The 21,705-nt window shown below is 59.4% G+C and carries 18 protein-coding genes, 1 pseudogene and 1 riboswitch; of the genes and pseudogenes, 11 read left to right on the top strand and 8 right to left on the bottom strand.

Annotated features, from left to right (window positions below; genetic code table 11):
- Positions 1-738: 738 nt before the first annotated feature.
- Positions 739-972, bottom strand: a complete 234-nt coding sequence (locus KGB03_RS29450) for a hypothetical protein (RefSeq protein WP_218537995.1) — start codon at positions 970-972, stop codon at positions 739-741.
- Positions 973-1,174: 202 nt separating this feature from the next.
- On the opposite strand from KGB03_RS29450, the gene KGB03_RS29445 reads away from it, so the two are divergent.
- Both KGB03_RS29445 and KGB03_RS29440 read left to right on the top strand, forming a co-directional pair.
- Positions 1,175-1,759, top strand: a complete 585-nt coding sequence (locus KGB03_RS29445; protein ID WP_033061281.1) for a YajG family lipoprotein — start codon at positions 1,175-1,177, stop codon at positions 1,757-1,759.
- Positions 1,760-1,998: 239 nt separating this feature from the next.
- A complete protein-coding gene (locus KGB03_RS29440) occupies positions 1,999-2,283 on the top strand; it encodes a hypothetical protein (RefSeq protein WP_008153391.1) in 285 nt (94 codons plus the stop codon).
- A gap of 214 nt (positions 2,284-2,497) precedes the next feature.
- Here KGB03_RS29440 and KGB03_RS29435 read toward each other — a convergent pair whose 3' ends face one another.
- Entirely contained in the window at positions 2,498-3,661 is a 1,164-nt protein-coding gene (locus KGB03_RS29435) for a 1-acyl-sn-glycerol-3-phosphate acyltransferase (protein ID WP_192406205.1), read from the bottom strand.
- Positions 3,662-3,803: 142 nt separating this feature from the next.
- Between KGB03_RS29435 and KGB03_RS29430 the strand changes: the two genes are divergently transcribed.
- The 3 genes from KGB03_RS29430 to KGB03_RS29420 are packed head-to-tail and all read left to right on the top strand — an operon-like array spanning position 3,804 to position 4,918.
- Entirely contained in the window at positions 3,804-3,986 is a 183-nt protein-coding gene (locus KGB03_RS29430; RefSeq protein WP_008153387.1) for a CPXCG motif-containing cysteine-rich protein, read from the top strand.
- A gap of 12 nt (positions 3,987-3,998) precedes the next feature.
- A complete protein-coding gene (locus KGB03_RS29425; protein WP_008153386.1) occupies positions 3,999-4,259 on the top strand; it encodes a putative signal transducing protein in 261 nt (86 codons plus the stop codon).
- 35 nt (positions 4,260-4,294) lie between these two features.
- Positions 4,295-4,918, top strand: coding sequence for an SOS response-associated peptidase (locus tag KGB03_RS29420; protein WP_223530712.1), 624 nt, complete (start codon positions 4,295-4,297; stop codon positions 4,916-4,918).
- A 126-nt stretch (positions 4,919-5,044) separates the two neighbouring features.
- Here the strand turns inward: KGB03_RS29420 and KGB03_RS31500 are convergent, their stop codons facing one another.
- Together KGB03_RS31500 and KGB03_RS31495 are read right to left on the bottom strand one after the other, a co-directional pair.
- Positions 5,045-5,788, bottom strand: coding sequence for a methyl-accepting chemotaxis protein (locus KGB03_RS31500; protein WP_370693218.1), 744 nt, complete (start codon positions 5,786-5,788; stop codon positions 5,045-5,047).
- 114 nt (positions 5,789-5,902) lie between these two features.
- A pseudogene (locus KGB03_RS31495) lies at positions 5,903-6,097 on the bottom strand (HAMP domain-containing protein); the annotation flags it as partial.
- Between the two features lie 1,362 nt (positions 6,098-7,459).
- On the opposite strand from KGB03_RS31495, the gene KGB03_RS29410 reads away from it, so the two are divergent.
- Positions 7,460-8,278, top strand: a complete 819-nt coding sequence (locus KGB03_RS29410; RefSeq protein ID WP_223530708.1) for a M48 family metallopeptidase — start codon at positions 7,460-7,462, stop codon at positions 8,276-8,278.
- 165 nt (positions 8,279-8,443) lie between these two features.
- Here the strand turns inward: KGB03_RS29410 and KGB03_RS29405 are convergent, their stop codons facing one another.
- The 3 genes from KGB03_RS29405 to KGB03_RS29395 form a co-directional block, all read right to left on the bottom strand.
- On the bottom strand, positions 8,444-9,028 hold the full coding sequence (locus tag KGB03_RS29405; RefSeq protein ID WP_008155932.1) for a TMEM165/GDT1 family protein: 585 nt from the start codon (positions 9,026-9,028) through the stop codon (positions 8,444-8,446).
- A gap of 89 nt (positions 9,029-9,117) precedes the next feature.
- Positions 9,118-9,240, bottom strand: a riboswitch (yybP-ykoY riboswitch).
- 38 nt (positions 9,241-9,278) lie between these two features.
- The gene (locus tag KGB03_RS29400; RefSeq protein ID WP_223530705.1) at positions 9,279-10,280 is read right to left on the bottom strand and encodes a class I SAM-dependent methyltransferase; all 1,002 of its coding nucleotides are present in this window, start codon (positions 10,278-10,280) and stop codon (positions 9,279-9,281) included.
- A 33-nt stretch (positions 10,281-10,313) separates the two neighbouring features.
- The gene (locus tag KGB03_RS29395; RefSeq protein ID WP_223530702.1) at positions 10,314-11,279 is read right to left on the bottom strand and encodes a 2-hydroxyacid dehydrogenase; all 966 of its coding nucleotides are present in this window, start codon (positions 11,277-11,279) and stop codon (positions 10,314-10,316) included.
- Between the two features lie 91 nt (positions 11,280-11,370).
- On the opposite strand from KGB03_RS29395, the gene KGB03_RS29390 reads away from it, so the two are divergent.
- Positions 11,371-12,000, top strand: coding sequence for a LysE family translocator (locus KGB03_RS29390; RefSeq protein ID WP_192406209.1), 630 nt, complete (start codon positions 11,371-11,373; stop codon positions 11,998-12,000).
- Positions 12,001-12,015: 15 nt separating this feature from the next.
- Here KGB03_RS29390 and KGB03_RS29385 read toward each other — a convergent pair whose 3' ends face one another.
- Positions 12,016-12,909, bottom strand: coding sequence for a glycosyltransferase family 2 protein (locus KGB03_RS29385; RefSeq protein WP_218537990.1), 894 nt, complete (start codon positions 12,907-12,909; stop codon positions 12,016-12,018).
- A 332-nt stretch (positions 12,910-13,241) separates the two neighbouring features.
- On the opposite strand from KGB03_RS29385, the gene KGB03_RS29380 reads away from it, so the two are divergent.
- The 4 genes from KGB03_RS29380 (at position 13,242) to KGB03_RS29365 (ending at position 21,609) form a co-directional block, all read left to right on the top strand.
- The gene (locus KGB03_RS29380; RefSeq protein ID WP_095130433.1) at positions 13,242-14,924 is read left to right on the top strand and encodes a fatty acid--CoA ligase; all 1,683 of its coding nucleotides are present in this window, start codon (positions 13,242-13,244) and stop codon (positions 14,922-14,924) included.
- 337 nt (positions 14,925-15,261) lie between these two features.
- On the top strand, positions 15,262-17,199 hold the full coding sequence (locus KGB03_RS29375) for a DUF1302 domain-containing protein (protein ID WP_223530700.1): 1,938 nt from the start codon (positions 15,262-15,264) through the stop codon (positions 17,197-17,199).
- 28 nt (positions 17,200-17,227) lie between these two features.
- Positions 17,228-18,592 carry a DUF1329 domain-containing protein gene (locus KGB03_RS29370; protein ID WP_008155947.1) on the top strand — a complete coding sequence of 455 codons (1,365 nt, stop codon included), beginning with the start codon at positions 17,228-17,230 and terminating at the stop codon, positions 18,590-18,592.
- Between the two features lie 281 nt (positions 18,593-18,873).
- Complete coding sequence (locus KGB03_RS29365) at positions 18,874-21,609, top strand: LuxR C-terminal-related transcriptional regulator (RefSeq protein WP_223530697.1); 2,736 nt, start codon at positions 18,874-18,876, stop codon at positions 21,607-21,609.
- Positions 21,610-21,705: the final 96 nt, after the last annotated feature.

Below are 21,705 nucleotides of genomic sequence, written 5' to 3'. Positions count from 1 at the left end.
AACGCGTCTCCAAAATCTGCAGCACCAAATTGTCGGCATGGCTGCCAGGTGTTCAGGGGCGTGTCAGTGATGCCCCAGGTACTCATGGCAGTATCGCCATGTCCGAATCTTCGCAATTTTTTGCAACTTCGACGGACGCTACCGGCCGGGTCTAAAAGAGTCACATGAACTCACTTCAACGCGCGGCTGGCAATTCGACTTATGGTCGATACATCCGTTTGTGCAACCAAATCCGTAGAGGACAGGCTTCAGGATCCGGTGTTCGAGGCGTACTCGGTCCTGTGTCGTTGGGCTGTTTCAGACGCTAATGGTGCATGTTCAGACGCAAAACTATTCATTTGCTCGCCACACTCTTGTGAAGTTGTGAAAACCCGTTTTTTTCACGCTCTTTTGAAGACGTGAACCTCAAAAAAGGGCTGCCCCAGCCTGGCACCGTGCCCGGATGGATTGCCGCCATGGGGTACATGACAGGCAAAACGGGCAAACAGCTCAGTGTCCGAGCGTAATGACAGCTCTGCAGATTCGCGAAAAGTGGGGTTTTTGCTCAAGGAACAGCAAGCGCGCCAGCTTCACTCGATCTGTGTGGGCGGCTCTCTGTAGGGCGGTGCGGGGTGTCAATACAAGCGCATTGACGATGCTGCGAGGCCCGATCAGGAGACGTCCTTATAATCGGGGGGAGATTGTAGCGAAGAAACGCAGGGAAATGGTCGTGTTTAATGACTTTTATTAGGTGTTCGGTCAGGTGGTCAACCCTTGCTGAGCCCGCGCACGTGGCTGGCGCTGGCTGACACGGGCGCTAGGGGGCAGGGGGTGGTGTAACCAATTGAGACGGATTTCTTCGATTTCGACCCAGTCATCGCCCATTGGCTGAAGGCTGCACTGTTTGAACGCCTGACAGTGGCCGTTGTGGTCGAGCAGGGCGAAGCAGCGATGCAGAGGACGTGGATTGAACAGCGAGATGAGATAGCGCATGGCGAAGTACCCTGTAGGTGACTCCTATGAAGATAGCTAGCAAACCGTGACGTGCAAGTGTATGGGCGGTGACATATCTGTGACAGGAACCCGCTTCCCAAGGGTTTGTCAGACATTTCAGTAATCACTGAAGGGCTCTAGTTAGCCGCAGTGGCGCACCGCTATACTGCGGGCCTTAGTGACTGATTCTGGAGAGAAGCGCATGTTGCAACGCCTGTTGTTCGGTTTGATCACTGTGACCAGTTTGACCCTGGTCGGCTGCGCCCACAGCCCGCAACAACTGAATCCGGAGCCCAAGCTGACGACTCAGCTGGCACCGGTCGGCCATGGTCAGCCGGTGGTGGTGCGTGTGGTGGATGGTCGTCCGTCGCCGACTCTGGGCACCCGTGGTGGCCTGTACCCTGAGACCAGCGCGATCACCGTGCAGGGCGCGCAAATTCTGCCGAAGTTGCAGGCTCAGGCCGAAGCGGCCGTGCGGTTGTTGGGCTTCACCCCAACCTCCAATGCGCTGAATGCTCCGCAGTTGACCGTGACCTTGGCCGAGCTGAAGTATCAGTCGCCTAAAGAAGGCATGTATGTGACTGAAGCCACCATTGGCGCGACGTTCCGCTCCGATGTGCAGAATGCCAACCGTCGCTACAGCGGTCGTTATGGTGCGTCCCTGGATCAGCGTTTTGGTATGGCGCCGAATCAGGAAACCAACACCAAGCTGGTCAGCGATGTATTGAGCGATGCATTGACGCGTCTGTTCAAGGATCCGACGATTGGTCAGATTCTCGGCGAATAAACGTTCGCCGGACTCAAAAAAGCCCGGAGCCAGCAATGGCCCCGGGCTTTTTCACGTTTGCACCTCCTGCAAGGGGCGCCAGACTGGAGTGTTCAGATGATGGCGCCGTGACACAGGACAGGAATCGGTCAAATGGTTCGTTATTTGTCGGAAAGCAAGGGCACAAGGTGAGGCTTTCGGTAGAATTCGCGCCGCGGTCGTCGGTTCGACGTCTGCCACCTGTTTTGCTGAGGTCCGTGATGTCGTTGCATTTGATTTCGCTGTTTACCAACCATCCCGCCAAGTTGATCAACCTGTTGGCCTTGTTGTTGGCCTTTCCGGGCGGCTGGTTGCTGCATGCCACTCGTCGCCGCGAACAGCGCGCGCTGGCCATTCTCGAAACGCAAAGCCAGAGCCGTCGTATCGATGAGCCGACGTTGATGCTGGATGGGGCGACCTTGCGCATGAACCGGTTTTTCTATCGATTCGGTTTTGCCTGCCTGGGGTTGGCGCTGCTGGTGTCGTGGATCAGTACGCGCTTCTGAAGCGCTGACACCAAGTGGCGAGGGCGCTTCTGTGGCGAGGGGATTTATCCCCGTTCGGCTGCGCAGCAGTCGTAAATCGGTACCCCTGGCCTGTCTGAAAAATATGATCGCAGGTTTTGGGGCCGCTTCGCAGCCCAACGGGGACAAGTCCCCTCGCCACAGGTGATGTGGTGACAGTCAAATAGAGCGCCGTTGTCGTATCCAGCCAAAACCCTTACAGCGGAAAACCTGCTTTGACACGGTACTGATTGCGCACCGGCGTCGCGTATTGCAGGACCATGAACGGACGATGCTCCTCAGGGCACGCGTCCAGACGCTGTTGCCATTGCTCCTGAGCCTTGGCCAGTTCGTCGGCCGCAAACACTTCAGAGGCTTTCGGCACCTGCAATTGCGGGTCGGCGTCTTTCCACTGGGCGTAGGCCAGGTAATGCACCGGGAACAGGCGGTAGCCGCCGAGGATCTGCCGGTCTATCTCGATCGCCAATTGCTTGGTGTCGTCGAACAGCTCGGTGATCGGCGAGGCGAAGTTCACATGCACCCGGCCCTTGTAGCCGGTGATGCCCTTGGCGATGCTCACATCGTCCTCGCCCGGTACTTTGGTGTAGCTGCCGGTGGTGGCGCGGATGAACAGCTCGCGAGCCTTGGCTTGATCGCACGGGTCATATTCATAGCTGATCGACACCGGGGTGAGGTTCAACGACTGAATGACTTCGCCGAACGGCTCGTCCTTGCGGCTCATGTGGAACATCTTGAGGATGGCCGACTCGGTGCGGTCGTCGCCGTCCTTGGCCCGGCCTTCGGCCTGGGCGATCCAGATCGAAGCGCAATCGTTGCGGATCGAGTGGTTGATGTAGGCCGACAGCAGCTGATACGCCGCCATCTTCTCGCGTCGACCGGTGATCGAACGGTGCACGATAAAGCTCTTGTTCAGGCGCATCAGATCGCTGACGAAGGGCTTTTGCAGCAGGTTGTCGCCGATCGCGATGCGCGGTGTCGGCAGGCCGGCGTGGTACACGGCGTAGTTGACGAAGGCCGGGTCCATCACGATGTCGCGGTGGTTGGCGATGAACAGGTAGGCGCAGCCTGACTTGAACTGCTCGACGCCGGTGTACGTCACACCGTCCGTGGCTCGCTCGATGGTATGGTCGACGTACATCTCGACTTTATCCTGCAACGTGGCCACCGACGTAACGTCGGCGAACTCACGGCGCAGCCGATGAGCTATAAGAGGTTTGAGCATCCAGCCGAAAGCACCGGCAAAACGCGGGAAGCGGAAGTGGATGAGGATATCTAGAAACGCCTTGTCGCCGAGCAGCCGGTCCAGCACCGCAGGGACTTCGCTGTCATTGTAAGGTCGGATGGCATCGAATTCGCCCATCATGCTCTCTTGTTAGAAACGGCTAGGGTAAGTAAAGGTTTTGATCGAAAACCAACGGGGCACGGTCTGAAAAGTTAGCCAGACAAAAATAGCCCTGCAAATAGACCGGCGATTATACGCACAAGTCACCTGGGAGACCGCGATGCTGGAAACCGAGCGCTACGAATGTCCGTATTGTGGTGAAGAGGCTGAGGCCGTTCTGGACTTGTCCGGTGGCGATCAGACCTATATCGAGGACTGTCCGGTGTGTTGTCGCCCCATCACGTTTGTCTTGCAGACTGACGGTCAGGAATGGTTGCTCGAAGTTCACAGCGAAAACGAATGAAAGGGGCACCCCATGCAGCGAATCTACGAGCCGGAAAACCTCATGGAAGGTGAGTTGCTGCAAAGCATGTTGGCCAGCGAGGGCATTGAAGCGCATCTGGTGGGGCGCGATTTGCTCGGTGGCAGCGGCGAATTGCCGATCTTCGGCCTGCTGGGCCTGTCGGTCGATAACGACGAGGCCGAGTACGCCCGGGAGCTGATCACCGCGTACAATGCCGCGCTGCCACTGCCCGGCGATGAACCGGAAAGTTTTCCCGGCACGCTGGTCTGTTAGGCTGACGTTCGTTTTATCAAGAGTCGTGTTGCCCCATGTGTGGACGTTATGCCCTGTTTCGCTGGAACCCCGCCTTCGCGGCCCTGCCTGGCTTCCCCGCCGATCAGCAGGCCCAGTGGAATATTTCTCCCAACGATTCGGTGCTGATGCTGCGCGCTGGCGTTGAGGGGCAGCGAGAGTTGGCCCGCGCGCGCTGGGGGTTGACGCCGCCGTGGCTGACCGATTTGTCCCGTACGCCAGCCCATGCCCGGGCTGAAACCGTTGCCGAACAACCGATGTTTCGCCAGGCCCTGCGCGAACGCCGTTGCCTGCTGCCAGCCAACGGTTTTTACGAATGGCGCGGCACCACACGCAAGCGTCCGTATTGGCTGACACCGGGGGAGGGCTCGGCGCTGTTCTTTGCGGCGATTTGGGAAGCGTATCCGGTGCAGGAGCAGGTGTGGCTGAGTACGGCGGTGATCACTCAGCCGGCGGCGAGTCAGCGCCGGCCGTTGATTCTCGATGCGGTGGGGCAAGAGGCATGGCTCAATCCAGAGACTCCATTGCATGCCTTGCAAGCGTTACTCGCCAGTGAACCCGCGGCGTTGCGCGAACGGGTGTTGGCGAATCTGGTGAATGATCCGAAGCTCAATGGGCCGGAGTGTCTTACTCCGGGTTGATGGGTTGTCTGTGCCGGTCCCTTCGCGAGCAAGCCCGCTCCCACATTTGATCTCCAGCGGCTACAAAATCAGCGAACAATGGAGATCCAGTGTGGGAGCGGGCTTGCTCGCGAAGGGGCCTTCGGATCAAACCTTGAACTGATTGATCAACCGCCGCTGCTGCTCAGCCAGTTTGGTCAGGTCCGCACTCGCCGCACTCGACTCATCCGCTCCGCCTGCCACTTCATTGGCCACTTGCCCGATGTTGATCACGTTACGGTTGATGTCATCAGCCACGGCACTCTGTTCCTCGGCCGCACTGGCAATCTGGGTGTTCATGTCGTTGATCACCGACACCGCCTGAGTAATCGTCTCCAGCGCCTCGGCCGCTTTCGCCGCGTGCTGCACGCTTTCGTCGGTACGGTTCTGACTGTCCTCCATCACCCGCACCACATCGCGCGTGCCTTGTTGCAGCTGCTGAATCATGGTCTGAATTTCTTCAGTGGCTTTCTGGGTCTTCTGCGCCAGGTTGCGCACTTCATCGGCCACCACCGCAAAACCGCGTCCCTGTTCGCCAGCTCGTGCTGCTTCGATGGCGGCGTTCAAGGCCAGCAGGTTGGTCTGTTCGGCGATCCCGCGAATCGCTGTCAGGATCGCATTGATGTTCTCGCTGTCCTTGGCCAAGGTTTGCACCACGCCGACGGCCTTACCGATTTCTATCGCCAGTACGCCAATCGAGTTCGACGTATCGCGCACGATTTGCATGCCCTGCGCTGCTGCCTGATCGGCATGGCTGGCGGCTTGCGCAGCCTGGGTCGCGTTGCGCGCCACGTCCTGAGCGGTCGCTGTCATTTCATGCACCGCCGTGGCGACTTGATCAATCTCGGCCATTTGCTTGTGCACGCCGATATTGGTGCGAATGGCGATGTCGGCGGTGTGTTCCGACGAATCACTGACGCTCTGCACCGAAGTCACCACCTGGGTGATCATCACCTGCAACTTGGCCAGGAAGGTGTTGAAGCCTTTGGCGATCGAGCCCAGTTCGTCGGCACGGTCGCTGGTCAGGCGTCGAGTCAGGTCACCTTCGCCCTGAGCGATGTCGTCGAGCATGGCAACCATCTGTTTCAGCGGTCGGGCAATGCCGTGGCCCACCAACCAGATCACCAGCAAGCCGATACCGGCAATCAACAAGCCGACCATGGCCATGCCGAAGGTGTCGGACTTGCGCTGGGCGTCCAGATCGCCCTGAAGTTTTTGCAGGTCGGCCATCACCGCGTTCAGCGGCAATTGCAGCATGAGGGTCCAGCGAGCGTCGGTCTGGCCGATGCCGAACGGCAGGTACAACTCGATCCGGCCCTGGGCCTTGTCGACGGTGTAGGTGACTTCGCCGCGCTTGAGATTGGCCATGTTGGCAATCTGCTGGCTGTCGAGGATGTCGCTGACCTTCTCGCCGAATTTGCTTGGGTCCTTGGTGTAGGCAACGATCCGGCTGTTGCCGCCAATCAGGGCCATTTCACCGGCGCCGCTGTACAACTTCTGATTCGCGCCGAGGAGCATTTCCTGGATGAAGTTCACCGACAGGTCGGCGCCGACGATGCCCTGGAAGGCTCCGTTGAGCATGATCGGTTCGATAAAGGAGGCGAGCATGACGATCTTGTCGCCGACCTTGTAGGGCGCCGGATCGATCACGCAGGACTTTTTGGTTTCTTTGGAACACAGGTAGTACTCGCTGGCACGCACGCCGGTGGACAGGGTTTTCTGGTCGTCGACGTCCACCAGTTTGTCCAGGCCCAGGCTGCCGTCTTCGTTGCGGAACCACCACGGCAGGAAGCGGCCGTTGCTGGCGTCGATGCCGACCACCTGGGTGCCGACGTAGGCTGCATCGTTGTGATCGAGGGCGTTTTTTTCCCAGCCGATGTAGGTGCCGAGAATTTTCGGGTTCTTGGTGACGTTTTCCTTGATCAGGCTGATCAATTGCTCACGGCTCAGGTTCAACTGCGGCTGGCCATCGGCGCCCGGGGGGCCGATCAATGCGTTGACTCGCACCAGCCCGCCGGCAATCAGCAGTGGTGCTTCGAGCTCGCGCTGGATCTGGCTGACCTGGGTTTGCGCCAGGGATGTCAGGCGTTGTTCGATGACTTGCTCGAATTGTGCCTGGGTCCGCTGCTGGACCATGTCTTGTGTCCGTGCGCCGGAAAACAGCGCGTACAGCACCAGCGCTGCCACGACACTAAGAACGATGGCGCCGGCGAGGGCCGCCACGGAAAACTGGATCGACTTGAATTTCATGGGGGCTCCGCACGCAAGAGGACGTCTGCGGTGCTGTATCGGCTGGGGGGGCGATGGCCATGAGCGGAGGTTGGCGAATTGGCTGTTTTTGAGGGTTTGATGTCGCAAACGAATCATTGCGGGCCGTTATCGACCGTGGTGGGCACGATTATGTGATTTTTTTCCTACGGCCATGAGAGCTTTGTCTTAAATGTGCGTCTACACCTCTGTGGTATCTGGCGTCGATACAATTCCACGCCTAGGATACGCGGCATGTTTTCAGGGGTTTTTTTGATGAACAAGACATTGGTTGTGTGTGCACTGAGCGCAGGTCTGCTGCTCGCCGGTTGTCAGTCGGTCAATACCACCAGCGGTGGCGCGGTGGGCGTTGAGCGCAAGCAGTACATGTTCAGTATGTTGTCGACCGACGAGGTCAACCAGATGTACGCCCAGTCTTATCAAAAGACTGTCGGAGAGGCGAACACCAAAGGCGTGCTGGACAAGACCAGTAACGAGGCCAAGCGTGTCCAGGCGATTGCCGACCGGCTGATTGCCCAGGCGCCGGTTTTTCGTCCGGATTCGGCCCAATGGAAATGGGAAGTCAACCTGATCAAGAGCGACGAACTCAACGCCAATTGCGGGCCTGGCGGCAAGATCATTTTCTACACAGGGCTGATCGACAGCCTGCAACTGACCGACGATGAGATCGCCGCGATCATGGGCCACGAAATCGCCCACGCCCTGCGCGAGCATGGTCGTGAAGCGATGTCCAAGGCTTACGGCATCGAAATGGCCAAGCAGGGCGCCGGTGCTTTGTTCGGTCTGGGTCAGGACAGCCTGGCGCTGGCGGATACCGTGGCCAACTACGGCATGACCTTGCCCAACAGTCGCGCCAATGAAAACGAGGCGGACCTGATCGGCCTGGAACTGGCCGCTCGCGCCGGTTACAACCCGAACGCCGCGATCACCCTGTGGAACAAGATGACCAAGGCCTCGGAAGGTTCGCCGCCGGAGTTCATGAGTACTCACCCGACGTCGTCGAGTCGTATTGCTTCCTTGCAGGCGGCGATTCCGAAAGTCATGCCGCTGTACGAGAAAGCCAGGAAATCCTGATAGTCATGCGGGGCTGCCACTGACGCCTTCGTCGGAACGCCGCCCGGAGCAAGCCCGCTCCCACATTCGATCTCCAGTGAACACAAAATTTGCAAACAATGGAGATCCAGTGTGGGAGCGGGCTTGCTCGCGAAGAACGATGACACGGTCTATAGACCTACTGCATCACACCCAACCGCTGCTCTGCATCGCCTTGTACACCGCGACAATGGCGAGGATGAAGAATGCCGACGCCGCCAGGCGACGAATTAACGTCAACGGCAATTTATCCGCGGCAAAGTTACCCGCCAAAACCACTGGCACGTTGGCAATCAACATGCCGGCGGTAGTGCCGATGATCACCAGCCACAGTTCCGGGTATTGCGCCGCGAGCATCACCGTGGCGACTTGAGTCTTGTCGCCCATCTCCGCAAGGAAAAACGCGATCAGCGTGGTCAGGAACGGTCCGAACTTGCGGGCGGTGCTGGCTTCGTCGTCATCCATCTTGTCCGGCACCAGGGTCCACAATGCGGTCGCGGTGAAGCTCGCGGCGAGGATCCAGTGCAGCGTCGCATTCGAGAAGAAACTACCGACCCAGGCGCCTACCGCGCCGGCTGCTGCGTGGTTGGCCAGGGTAGCCGCGACGATACCGGCGATGATCGGCCAGGGTTTGCGAAAGCGAGCGGCGAGAATGAGCGCGAGCAGTTGCGTCTTGTCGCCGATTTCGGCCAAGGCAACGATTGCGGTGGGAACGAGAAGTGAATCCAGCATCAGGGTTTTCCTAAGGGGCGGGTCGACACGGCTATGACACGTACAGCCTTCCCGCCCCGGGTAAGGTGTTCGTGTCATAGGTCTTGTCAAACCCTGCGATCCGTCTGATGCGGACGCTTGGGTCGCATACGCCATGGTCTGTTGACCAAGTATGTTGACGTATGCCGGACGAGCATGGCGCTCGTGGGAGACTACTCCCCTAGGACGGAGCGGATTCTGCCTAGGCAAAATCCGTTAGGCAAGCACTTATTTATCCGCCGCGTTTGGCCCGATAGATTCTGAAACCCTGTCCCTCGGCCTTGATTGCGCACACCCCGAGATGCTCTTCGATCAGCGGCTGGTACTTCAGGAAGCTGTTGGCTACCAAGCGCAGTTCGCCGCCGTTTTTCAGATGTTTGGCCGCTTTTCGCAGCAAGTTCTCGGTGGCGAAGTAATCGGTGTGGACACCGACATGGAACGGCGGGTTGCTCAAAATCGCACTCAAACCCATCGGTGCTGCGTCGATACCGTCACCGGTAATCACGTCAGCTTCCAGACCGTTGGCAGCCAATGTCAGGCGACTGCTGGCGGCGGCAAACGCATCCACATCAAGCAAGGTGACCTGGTTGTGTGGATAGCGACGTTTCACGGCCGCTCCCAACACACCGGCACCACAACCGAAGTCCAGCAAATGGCCGCTCGGCAATTTGTCCAGATGTTCCAGCAACAGTGCGCTGCCGCGATCCAGTCGACCATGGCTGAACACGCCCGGCAGGCTGATGACTTTCAATGGGCCTTCAGCCAGCGGCAATTCGTAGGTCTGCGCCAGGCTTTCCAGCGACTTGGCTTGTGGCGCCGTGGCCACGGTAACCAGCCACAGCTGGCAATGCCGCGCGCTGTCGAGCTTGCGCGGTTTGCCGAAGGGGTTCAGTTGTTTGGCGGCGCCTTCGATCCCGCTGCGTTTTTCCCCCACCAGGTACAACTCGCGACCGGCCAGGCGCGAGGCGAGGGCGTTGAGGATGTAATCGGTCAGGTCCTTGGACTTGGGCAAAAAAACCACGGCGGTTTCAAACTCACGCTCGGGGGCGTTCACACCAAAATGGCTGCGCTCGGCGAAACGGGCGTCCAGCGTGGCCTGGTCGCCGGCATGCCAGCACCAACCGTGGGCATCGGGCAGTCGGCCCAGCAGATCGTCGGCGGGTAAACCGGCCAACAACACCGAACCCTGGAATAACTCGGCCTGACGAAGCAGTACTTCACTGCGCGGATCCATACTCTGCTCCTGTGAAAAAAGTGCCGCAGTCTATCAACTGACGACCCGCAGTGCTTTACCGCTGAAGTATCCCTGCGCGTTTTCGGTCAACTGACCCACGATCCGCTGGCGTGCCTCGCGGCTGCCCCAGGCGTTGTGCGGGGTGACAATCAGCCGTGGAATGTCGTGGGCCAGCAGCGGATTGCCGGCGGTCGGTGGCTCGACGCTCAACACGTCGGTCGCCGCGCCACCCAGGTGACCGTTGCGCAAGGCATCGGCCAGCGCCTGTTCGTCGATCAGGCCGCCGCGTGCGGTGTTGACCACGAACGCACCGGGTTTCATCGAGGCCAGCTCACGGGCTCCGATGAAGTGGCGGGTGTGTTCGTTGAGCGGGCAGTGCAGGGTCAGCGCGTCGATCTGCGGCAGCAGCTCTTCCAGTGGCAAACGATCCGGCCGGGAAGGGCGCCCGGGAATCTGGCCGAGCAGTACACGCATGCCAAAGGCTTCGGCCAGTCGTGCGACCGCGCCGCCCAGTTCGCCGTGACCGAGCAGGCCGAGGGTTTTGCCTTCCAGTTCGACAATCGGGTAATCCAGCAGGCAGAACTGTTTCGCCTGCTGCCAGCGACCTTCGCCGACAGCCTTTTGATAATCGGCCAGGCGCGTGGCCAGATTGAGCAGCAACATGATCGTGTGCTGCGCCACCGACGGCGTGCCGTAACCCTGGCAGTTGCAGACAGTAATGCCATGGGCGCGGGCGGCGGCGAGGTCAACGTTGTTGGTGCCGGTGGCGGTGATCAGGATCAGTTTCAGCTCGGGGCTGGCAGCGATGGCGGCGGCGTCGATCAGGATTTTGTTGCTGATGGCAACGGTGGCGCCCTTGAGGCGTTCGATCACCTGGTCCGGCGCGGTCTGGGCGAAAAGCTGTAAGTCGCTGAAACACTCTTGCAGCGGGCTGAGGTCGAGGTCGCCCAGGTCCAGGGACGGGTGGTCGAGGAAAACGGCGCGGTGAGTGTTCGTCATCAACTGTACCTTTTGTGCAATGAACTGAAGGCGTAATCTGCCGAGCCTACCAGATGAAACAAACAGTTACGCTTGGCCAAAAGGAACCCCCATGTACTGGACAGAGTTTTTGACTGTTGCCCTGATTCACTTGCTGGCCGTGGCCAGCCCTGGCCCGGACTTTGCCGTGGTGGTGCGTGAGAGCGTGACCCATGGTCGTCGTGCTGGCACCTGGACGGCGCTGGGTGTCGGTACGGCCATTTTCCTGCACGTCGGCTATTCGTTGCTCGGCATTGGCCTGATCGTGTCCCAGTCGATCGTGTTGTTTAATGCCCTGAAATGGGCGGCCGCCGCGTACCTGCTGTACATCGGCTTCAAGGCCCTGCGAGCTCGGCCGGCCCAACCTGCGGCTGACGATCTGCACAAGGAAGCGGGCGAGCGTACGGCTCGCGGCGCTTTCACTTCGGGTTTCGTGACCAACGGTCTGAACCCGAAAGCGACGCTGTTCTTCCTCTCGCTGTTCACCGTGGTGATCAATCCGCACACGCCGCTGACGGTACAGGCGGGCTACGGCCTCTACCTCGCGGTGGCCACCGCGGTGTGGTTCTGCCTGGTGGCGATGCTGTTCAGCCAGCAGCGCGTGCGCGCAGGTTTTGCCCGGATGGGCCACTGGTTCGATCGGACCATGGGCGCGGTACTGATCGCCATCGGTGTGAAGCTCGCGTTTACCGAGATGCACTGAGGCTCGGTGAGACGGCTAGCGATGTAATACCAGCCGCGTGAAGCGTTTGAAGCTGGTTCTATTGAGGTGCCGCCAGGGAATCGAGCGTAACAGCTGCCAGGCTTCTGTCTTGTCTTCGACCACGGCATATTTGAGGGCCTTGTTCACCAGTCTGGTGCGGGCGCTCTGATAGCCGGGATGGTTCACATACGGCGCGATTGCCTCAAGGTCTGCCTGGAGCAGCATCCGGTATTTTCTCGACAGGTTGTTGGCATGGCGGCGATAACGGGTCATGCAGATTGGCAATTCATGGATCTCATATCCCAGCCGGGCAATCCGCAACGTCATCTGAAAGTCTTGAACCCGCAGCTTCGGCGCGTAGAAGTCGGCACTTCGCATCGCTTTCATGCGATAGAGCGCAACAGGCGCGCCGACCACGACAGCACCTCTGAGGACCTGATCGAAGTTGTAGGTGTGTATCCGGTCGCGTTGTTGCTGCTTGAGGGTGTTGCCGTCGCTGTCCATGTAGCTGATCAGCGCACCTACGCAGCCGACATTCGGGTGCTTGCACAGGTATTCGGCGCGAATGCGCACTGACTCCGGCAGCATGATGTCGTCCAGGTCCGGCGTCGACACATAGACGCCTTTGGCGTATCGCAAGCCGTGGTTGAGCGCCGCGCTCACGCCCTGATTCGGTTGCGAATACAGTTGGAAGTCATAGGTTTGTTGTAATCGCTTGAGCATGGCGAGGCTGTCGTCGCTGGAACCGTCATCCACGATGATGACTTCGAAGTTCGGGTAGTCCTGGGCGAAGATGCTCTTGATGGCGTCTTCCAGAAATCTTTGCATGTTGAAGCAGGGTGCCACGATGGAAACCAGGGGCGCTTGTGTCGATCGGGAGTTCTCGGGGGCGGTCAGTTCAATACTCATTGTTGTATGCGATACCGATGGCGTGTGACCAGACAGGTCTAGTGACAAGATCCTTCTCTTGTAGATGAGGTGGAGGGTTGGGCGGTTTGGCTGCCAACCGATCGGCTCATCGTGTCCGTATCGTACGTAGGGTCACAGACAAGTGTTGCGCGCATGCGTTACAACGTTTTACAGCGCAGATCCCGAATTCCCCACGAAACACCTCAGGTAGTGGCGCAAAGCTAGCATTTGTCCGGTTCTACAAATCATTCCTTTGGCTGATTTGGTTGGCGTCCAAGGGCACTAAAGTGCTTACTTTCAGTCACGACCGTGCAGTCAGAAAAGGGACTCTTATGTTGCAGACTCGCGTTATCCCCCCAGCCGAAGGCGCTTACCAGTATCCGCTGCTGATTAAACGGCTGCTGATGTCCGGCGCTCGTTATGAGAAAACCCGCGAGATCATTTACCGCGACCAGCTGCGCTACAGCTATCCGACCCTGATCGAACGGGTCGCCAGGCTGGCCAACGTGCTGACGGCGGCCGGCGTCAAGGCCGGGGATACCGTGGCGGTGATGGACTGGGACAGCCATCGTTATCTGGAATGCATGTTCGCCATCCCGATGATTGGGGCGGTGATCCACACCATTAACGTGCGCCTGTCACCGGAACAGATCCTCTACACCATGAACCACGCCGAGGACCGCTTTGTGCTGGTCAACAGCGAGTTCGTCGGGTTGTACCAGGCCATTGCCGGGCACCTGACCACGGTGGAGAAAACCCTGTTGCTGACTGACCTGCCGGAGAAAACCGCCGACCTGCCGAACCTCATCGGCGAGTATGAGCAGTTGCTGGCGGCGGCGAGCACGCAGTACGACTTTCAGGACTTCGACGAAAACTCGGTCGCGACCACGTTCTACACCACCGGCACCACCGGTAATCCCAAAGGTGTGTACTTCACCCATCGGCAACTGGTGCTGCACACCATGGGTGTGTCGACCATCATGGGCGCCATCGATAGCGTGCGGTTGCTGGGCACCAACGACGTGTACATGCCGATTACCCCGATGTTCCATGTACACGCCTGGGGGCTGCCGTATGTGGCGACCATGCTCGGGCTCAAGCAGGTCTATCCCGGTCGCTATGACCCTGAGTACCTGGTGGAGCTGTGGCGCAAGGAGAAGGTCACCTTTTCCCATTGCGTGCCGACCATCCTGCAAATGGTCCTCAATTCCAAAGCGGCGCAAGGCACGGATTTCGGTGGCTGGAAAATCGTCATCGGTGGCAGTGCGCTGAACCGTGCGCTGTACGACGCGGCCAAGGCCAAGGGCATTCAACTGACCGCCGCTTACGGCATGTCGGAAACCGGGCCGTTGGTGTCGTGTGCCCACCTCAACGATGAGCTGATGGCCGGCACCGAAGACGAACGCACCACGTACCGGATCAAGGCCGGTGTACCGGGGCCATTGGTGGAGGCGGCGATCGTCGACACCGACGGCAACTTCCTGCCCGCCGATGGCGAGACCCAGGGCGAACTGGTGCTGCGTGCGCCATGGCTTACCGAAGGCTATTTCAACGAACCGCAAAAGGGCGCCGAGCTCTGGGCCGGGGGCTGGCTGCACACCGGTGACGTCGCGACCTTGGACAGCATGGGTGTGATCGACATTCGCGACCGGATCAAAGACGTGATCAAGACCGGCGGCGAGTGGATCTCCTCCCTGGACCTTGAAGACTTGATCAGCCGCCACCCTGCGGTACGCGAAGTAGCAGTGGTGGGCATCGCCGATCCGCAGTGGGGCGAACGTCCGTTCGCACTGCTGGTGGTCCGCGAAGGCCATGAGATCGGGGCCAAAGAACTGAAGGAACACCTCAAGCCGTTCGTGGAACTGGGGCACCTGAGCAAGTGGGCCATCCCGAGTCAGATCGCCCTTGTTACTGAAATTCCCAAGACCAGCGTCGGTAAACTCGACAAGAAGCGTATTCGCGTCGACATCACCGAATGGCAAGCCAACAACAGCACCTTCCTCTCGACGCTTTAAGCGTCACTTGGCGTGCCCAAAAGGGCACGCCAGCCCCACCAAGCAAGCGCTTGGCTTGTCAAATCTGAAATTTCAGCCATTCTTGCCGTGCCGACGGGTGTCGGCTTGGCAAAGGACTGTTCCAGAGTGGCTGGCAGCTGCAAATCACACTTTAGAGGGATCAAGCAGTACTACCTGCTGGCTATAGTCCGCTCAAGGATTTTTAAGAACGGAGCAAACGCACAAACCGGGGCGATGCAACTTTGGAATGACTTAGGGACTACCTTGGCTCCCAGTTATCCACAGCGTTTTTAGAAGTGCTCACTGCCATAACAATAATGCACATGGAGTAGCGTCGATGACATCAGTAAACCAGTTCTGGCGCAGGGCAAAACTGCCCCTGGCGGTCAGTCTTGCCTCTACGCTCGCCGGGCCAGCATTCGGCGTCAGTTTCAACGTTGGTGAAATCGAAGGTCAGTTCGACTCGTCCCTGTCGGTCGGTGCCAGTTGGTCTACTCAAAATGCCAACAAGAACCTCATAGGCGTCAACAACGGCGGCCGCGGCCTGTCCCAGACTTCCGACGACGGTCACCTGAACTTCAAGAGCGGCGAAACGTTCTCCAAGATCTTCAAAGGCATCCATGACCTTGAATTGAAATATGGCGATACCGGCGTTTTCGTCCGTGGCAAATACTGGTACGACTTTGAACTCAAGGACGAAAGCCGTCCGTTCAAGGACATCAGCGACAGCAACCGCAAGGAAGGCGCCAAGTCCTCCGGCGGCGAGATCCTCGACGCCTTCGTCTACCACAACTACTCCGTTGCCGATCAGCCGGGCTCCGTGCGTCTGGGCAAGCAAGTAGTGAGTTGGGGTGAAAGTACCTTCATCGGCGGCGGCATCAACTCGATCAACCCGATCGACGTGTCCGCGTTCCGTCGTCCAGGTGCCGAGATCAAGGAAGGCCTGATCCCGGTCAACATGTTCTACGTGTCCCAGAGTCTCACCGAGAACCTCTCGACCGAAGCCTTCTACCAGCTCGAATGGGACCAGACCGTTGTCGACAACTGCGGCACCTTCTTCTCGCAACCGGACGTGATTGCGGATGGCTGTGATAACAACCTGGCCGTACTGCGCACCCGTAACGGACTCAACAGCGCATTGACGGCTGCGGGGCTGCCGGCTTCGCTGCGTAATGCCAGCATCAATACCCTGGCTGCCAAAGGCGTGACCTGGGGCAACCCGGATGAAGGTGTAATCGTTCGTCGCGGTCCGGACCGCGACGCCCGTGACAGCGGTCAATTCGGTGTGTCCTTCAAATACATGTTCGATCCGCTGGACACCGAGTTCGGCGCCTACTTCATGAATTACCACAGCCGTGCGCCGATTTTCAGCGGCAAAGGTGCTCCGGCGAGCGCTTACAGCGCGGCGGGCCTGGTGGGGTCACTGAGGGCTGCGGGTGTTCCGGCCGGTGTCGCGGCAGGCCTGGCCCCGACCTTGCTGCCGTTGGTGGTGGCTGGTAACTCCAGCTACTACGTCGAGTACCCTGAAGATATTCGCCTGTATGGCTTGAGCTTCTCCACCACGTTACCGACAGGTACTGCGTGGAGTGGTGAAGTCAGCTACCGGCCGAATGCTCCGGTTCAGCTCAACACCACCGACATTCTCTTTTCCGGTTTGACGCCTCTGAACCCTAACGTTTCCGTGCTTCAGGGGACGCCAGGGCAGGATCAACAAGGCTATCGCCGCAAGGAAGTGACCCAGCTCCAGACGACCCTGACTCACTTCTTCGACCAGGTGATGGGCGCCGAGCGACTGACCCTGGTGGGCGAGGTTGGCTTTACTCACGTTGGCGGTCTGGAAAGCTCTTCCAAAGCGCGTTACGGCCGTGACCCGAGCTACGGCCCTGGTCCATTGCCAAGTGGTCAGTGCGTGGCATTGAACACCTCTACCCTGGCAGGCGGCCCGCAAAACAACGTCAGTCGCTATTGCGAAAACGACGGGTTCACCACTGCAAACTCCTGGGGCTACCGTGGTCGTGCCATCTGGGAATACAACGACGTATTCGCCGGTGTGAACCTCAAGCCGAACGTGGCCTGGTCTCATGACGTGGAAGGCTACTCGCCTGGCCCTGGCGGCAACTTCGAGGAAGGTCGCAAAGCGGTGAGCCTGGGCGTCGATGCCGAGTACCAGAACACCTACACCGCGAGCCTGGCTTACACCAACTTCTTTGATGGCAAGTACACCACCGTCGATGACCGCGATTTCGTTGCGCTCAGCTTCGGCGTGAACTTCTAAGCACTGCATTATCAGGACGAACGCACTTATGAAAATAACAAAGAGTCTGTTCCACGTCGGTGTTCTGGGGCTTTCGCTGCTGGCGACCGGCGTCATGGCGGCGGTCCCCGCGGCCGAAGCGGACAAACTGGGCAAAAGCCTGACCCCGATGGGCGCCGAGATGGCGGGTAACGCTGACGGATCGATCCCGGCCTGGAAGCCGATGGCGAAAAATGCCGGCACCGCCGACAGCAAAGGTTTCCTGTCCGACCCGTTTGCCAGTGAAAAACCACTGTTCACCATCACCGCGCAGAACGTCGACCAGTACAAGGACAAACTCGCACCGGGCCAATACGCGATGTTCAAGCGCTACCCGGAAACCTTCAAGATGCCGGTCTACCCGTCCCATCGCGGCGCGACCGTGCCGGATGCCGTGTTTGCCTCCATCAAGAAAAACGCTACCGCCACTAATCTGGTGTCCGGCGGCAACGGTCTGGAGAACTTCGAAACTGCCGTTCCATTCCCGATTCCGAAGACCGGCGTCGAAGTCATCTGGAACCACATCACCCGCTATCGCGGTGGCAGCGTGACCCGTCTGGTGACCCAGGCCACGCCGCAGCCTAACGGCTCGTACAGCCTGGTGTACTTCCAGGACCAGTTCGTGTTCCGCGACAAGATGAAGGATTACGATCCGGCGAACCCGGGCAACATCCTGTTCTACTTCAAGCAGAAGGTGACCGCGCCGGCACGTCTGGCCGGTGGTGTGCTGCTGGTGCACGAAACCCTCGACCAGGTGAAGGAACCGCGTTCGGCGTGGGTCTACAACGCCGGTCAGCGTCGTGTGCGTCGCGCACCACAAGTGTCCTATGACGGGCCGGGTACCGCAGCCGATGGCCTGCGTACCTCCGACAACCTGGACATGTACAACGGTGCCCCGGATCGTTACGACTGGAAGCTCGAAGGCAAGAAAGAGATGTACATCGCCTCCGACAGCTACAAGCTCGACTCGCCGCAACTCAAGTACGACGACATCATCAAGGCCGGTCACATCAACCAGGACCTGGCGCGTTACGAGCTGCGCCGGGTCTGGCATGTGGTGGCCACCTTGAAGGAAGGTCAGCGTCACATCTATGCCAAGCGTGACTTCTACATCGACGAAGACACCTGGCAAGCGGCCGTGATCGATCACTACGACGGTCGTAATCAACTGTGGCGTGTGGCGGAAGCTCATTCCCAGAACTACTACAACGTTCAAGTGCCGTGGTACACCCTGGAAACCTTGTACGACCTGCAATCGGGCCGCTACCTGGCGCTGGGCATGAAGAACGAAGAGAAATCGGCTTATGACTTCGGCTTTACCGCCACCACCAGCGACTTCACTCCGGCCGCTCTGCGCCAGGATGGTGTTCGCTAAATAGTCCTGAACAGAGGCAGCATCCTCGAAAAACGCCCCGACTGGTTCGGGGCGTTTTTTTTGCAGTTCACATCAATGTAGGAGCCGAGCTTGCTCGCGATGGCGTCCGTATTACCTCCGCATGATTATCGATACACCGCGTCACCGCCAATCGCGGGCAAGCCATGCTCCTACGGTCTTTTTGTAGCCATTTGTAGCAACAACCTTCAATCCCTCTTCGTTTACCGCTAGGCTGCGGACATCTGCAACGCCGCCAACCGCCATTCAAACAAGAGCCGGCCATGACTGATTTGTCCCCACACCTGGGCCCTGCAAGCGTTGCCGTCGTCGCACTGGACGGGCGTTTTTTTCGGCCTCCGTTGCCTGACGGCCATGTGCTGCGGCCTCGTCTGTGCGAGCGCCTGAGTGCGGGCCTCGGTGGCAGGTTGTTGTTGGTCAGCGCACCGGCGGGGTTTGGCAAGAGTTCGTTGGCCGTGGAATTCTGTCAGGGCTTGCCGGCTCACTGGCAAAGTCTGTGGCTGGGGTTGAGCCCGCGAGACAGCGATCCCGGACGTTTTCTTGAGCGGTTGCTCGAAGGCCTCCAGGACTTTTTTCCGCAACTGGGCAGCCGGTCCCTGGGTCTGTTGAAAATGCGCCAGCGGCACCAGCCGTTTGCCTTTGAAGAATGGCTGGACGGTTTGCTCGATGAGTTGGCCGTGCACCTGTCTGCGAGTACGCCCCTGCTGTTGGTGCTGGATGACTACCATCTGGCGCAGGGCCCGGTTCTCGATCGCTGCCTGCAATTTTTCCTCAATCACCTGCCTGACGGGTTGCTGGTCATGGTCACCAGTCGGCAGCGGCCGGACTGGCATCTGGCGCGCCTGCGGCTGTCGCGGCAACTGCTCGAGTTGAATGAACAGGACTTGCGCCTGACTCACGAAGAGGCCCTGACCCTGCTTGATCGGCACAGCAGCTCTTTGCGCGGCGAAGCACTGGAGAGCCTCATCCAGCGCAGCGAAGGTTGGGTCGCCGGGCTGCGTTTCTGGCTGCTGGCGGCGTCTGAAGCGGGCTCCCAGGGTGCTTTTCCGCAGGCCTTGCATGGCGGGGAAGGGCTGATCCGCGATTACCTGCTGGAAGAAGTCATCGATTGTCTGCCCGCCGAGGTGCAGTCATTCCTTTACGACACGGCACCTCAGGAGCGCTTTTGCAGCGAACTGTGCGATGCCGTTCGCGAAGCCCATGACAGTGCCGAGATCCTGCGTTTTCTGCTGGCCCATCAGGTGTTCCTGGTGCCACTGGATGAAAACGGTCACTGGTATCGCTACCACCATTTGTTTTCCGACCTGTTGCGCACCCGGCCTACCGCGCAAGCGATGGTGCCGGCGGCCAGCCTGCACCTGCGCGCCTGTCGCTGGTTCAATGCCCAGGGGCTGCTCGATGAAGCGGTGGAGCAGGCATTGCGCGCCGGGCACCTGGACGTCGCGGCGAACCTGGTGCAGAACCTGTCCGAAGAACAACTGCTGGCCGAACAGAACGTCGGCATGTTGCTGCGCTGGAAAATGGACTTGCCCGACAGCCTGCTGATCAGCACACCACGGCTGATCGTGCTGTACAGCTGGGCGTTGGGGCTGGCCTGTCAGCTGGACGCCGCCGAGGAGCTGGCCAGTCATTTGAGCCGCTTCCTGCCGGCCCCGTCCGCCACTGCACAGAAATCCATGCTGGCGCAATGGCTGGCCCTGAGCGGTGTCATCGCTCGCGGGCGCGGCAATCGTGAGCTGACCCTGCTCTATTGCACCGAAGCGCAAGAGAGTCTGCCGGCCAAACGCTACGGGCAGCGCCTGATGTGCCTCTCGACCCTGTCCAACCTGGCCATTGCCGACGGCGACTTGTGGCGTGCCCGCGGATTGAACCGTGAATCTCTGGAGTTGGCGCAACGGGTCGGCAATCCGCTGTTCGAAGCGCTGGCCCATTACGACCGCGCTCGCGTGCTGCAAGCGCGAGGGGAAATCCTGCGTGCGCTGGATGAAGTGCGCCAGGGGCTGCAACGCCTGCAACCGTTATCCCCGCAACGGCTCTATGCCGTACGCGCGCGACTGACGTTGTACGAAGGCTTTTTGTTAGCCCTGCGCTTGCAGCCCCAAGCCGCGCGGGCCCGGTTGCAAGCCGGTTTGAATGAAGCACGCGCCTGTCGTGATATCAGCGTATTGATCGGTCACTGCGTGATTGCCAGGCTTGAGGGCAGCAGCGGCGAATTCGCCAAAGCCTTTGCCGAACTCGCCGAAGCCGAACGCCTGATGCACATCTGGGACGTGCCACCGATCTACTACCTGGCGATGATCACCCTGGTCAAATGCGAACTCTGGCTGGCTCAGGGACGTACCGATCTGGCCGAAGCCTGGCTCGCTCGCTTGGGCCAGACCTACAACGGCGAACACGCGGCAGCCCCTCCGGAGTTCCATCCGCAACTGCCGCTGCATATCGAGTTGCAGCAGGCCTTGCTGGAGGTCATTCAGGGGCAGCCGATGCTGGCCGAAGGACGATTGAACGCGTTGCTTGAGCATGGGCAGCAAACCGGAAGGCAGCTGCTCAGTGTGATGGCACTGACTCAAAAAGTGACATTGTTGCTGGGGAGCGGACGCGAACCCGAGGCCCGCAAGGCTCTGGGGCAGGCGCTGGAAGCGGCGGCCGGTGGCGTGCTGCAACCGTTTGACAGGTTGTTGGCGGAACATCCGGACTGGCTGCGTAACCAACTTCAACTCGGTGTGCCGACGCCCGTTTCACAGAGCCTTTCAGAACAACTTCCAACAGTGGCAGCCCGTCCCGCGGAGTCGTCCGCCGCAGCGGAACAACTCAGTACGCGGGAAATGGCCGTCCTGCGACTGATTGCCCAAGGCTGTTCGAATCAGGAAATCAGCGATCAGTTGTTTATTTCGCTGCACACGGTGAAAACCCATGCCAGCCATATCAACAGCAAGCTCGGGGTTGAACGGCGCACGCAAGCGGTCGCCAGGGCGAAAGAGTTGGGTGTATTGCAGTAATCGCCATCTGAATACCTCCGACACAAGGTGGGCCTTGCGATCAGAGGTTTCGGTCATTTCTCCTCGGAGGCAGTCACTGCGGGGAGTTTGCCTCAC

The sequence above is a fragment of the Pseudomonas sp. BF-B-26 genome, assembly GCF_019956495.1.
Classification (GTDB): Bacteria; Pseudomonadota; Gammaproteobacteria; order Pseudomonadales; family Pseudomonadaceae; genus Aquipseudomonas.
This window is presented reverse-complemented; position numbering and strand designations above follow the sequence as displayed.